At 61.1% G+C, this 1,620-nt stretch carries 1 pseudogene; it reads right to left on the reverse strand.

Going from position 1 to position 1,620, the window contains the following annotated elements:
- Positions 1–373: 373 nt before the first annotated feature.
- Positions 374–1,540 (reverse strand): annotated as a pseudogene (locus AC0L2K_RS34795) (IS110 family RNA-guided transposase).
- Positions 1,541–1,620: the final 80 nt, after the last annotated feature.

Consider the following 1,620-nt stretch of genomic DNA (forward strand, 5'->3'; position numbering starts at 1 on the left):
AGTGACGGTCAAGGGTGGGCCTTTGGCCATCGCGAAGCGACTTGCCCTTGATGGTCACGAGCACGGCGGCAGCGTTACATTGAGCCGGCAGGTGCCTGTTCGTAGAGGTCTATAACTTGCAAACCGAGGGGAGCTCGCCATCCGGCGCCGTAAACGCGCCGCAAGCTTGTATGCGGTTGATCCTCGCGGATCAAAAACCATGATGCAGCCATACGCATCGGCGGCGAAGCTCCGGGCGGTGGGCCCATTCTACAGCGCGGCGTCGTAAGCCATGTGAGCGACCGGGATCACCCACCACCTCGGATCGTTATCGGCAGACGCTATTGCAGCTGCCAAACTTCAATGCTCGTCCTGTCGAACGCTCCTCCATGCTTTATACCGGACGCAGGGCTACTCCCGTCGGGATCTCGCCGGTCGTGACAAGTCGCCAGAAGGCAATCAGTAGCTTGCGCGCCAAAGCCACGATCATTGTCTTGCGCGTACCGCCACGGCCATCGGCCGTTCTCGCGCAAAACCAGTGCGCCAGCGCGCTGTCCTTTTGGAATTGGAGGAACCGCTAAGCCAGTAGGATCATGCCGTAGCGGACGCGAGCGTTGCCGGCCCGCGCAAGACCTTTCTCGCGCCTGCGTTGGCCGCTCTCATCCGGCGCCCCGGTAAGTCCGGCATAGCGGGCGACGGCTCTCCGATCACGCAGGCCGCGTGAGAGAATCTCATTCACCAGCATGTCCGCAGTCTCGATACCGACACCGATGATCCGCGCAAGAAGGCGAACCATCGCGAGCGGACCCTTCTCCGTGTCTGGAACCACCGAGAGCTGCCGCAACCGCTCCTGTTCGATCTCGTGGATTTGTTCACGCAACAGGTGAAGCCGTCCGAGATTACGGCGCAACTCGGCTCGGCTTCGTTCCGGTAGGGGCATACCTTCCGCCGTATGCAGAGCCTCCAGTTTCTCGGCAGCCTTGCGCAGATTGGGTTTGAAGGCGCGAATGCCGAAGCGAGCGAGGATTGCCTTGATGCGGTTGACGATCCGTGTACGTTCGCGGACGAGATTGTCTCGTTCACGGTTCGGACGGCGGGCCTCCTCCTCATTGATGGTTGGGATGGCTGCCATGCTGCAGTGGCGCTTCTCCCCCCGCAGCCAGCCAAGAAAGGCGCGCATCAGCAGTTCGGTATCGAGGCGATCGGTCTTGGCACGCCGATGTTCACGGGAAACCGCGACGCTCGATGGATATATGACATAAGCTTCGACAGCGCGCGCCTGGAGCCAGCGCGCCAACCAAAAGCCGTCGCGTCCAGCCTCATAGGCGACAACGATGCGCCGGACTTCACGCCCGGCTTGAATGGCTTCGCTGCGCCAGCGGCGCAACAGCCTGAACACCGAATCCGGGTCGGCATCGAGCTTCTTGAGAGGGTTACGTTCAAAGCCAGGGACCGTCGCAGCAATGAGCCACTTTGTCTGGCTCATCTCAATCACTGCGACCAACGTGCTGTCCTGATCAAGGGCGGTAAGGGATTTGCTTGCATCAAAGGATGGTGACATGGGGGCGCTCCTTAGGTAGCTGCTCAACAGCGTCGAGGGTGCCACACGCTCGCCGCCGCCCATAGCATCTACAGCGCTGT

It is taken from the genome of Mesorhizobium sp. WSM4817 (genome assembly GCF_055811135.1).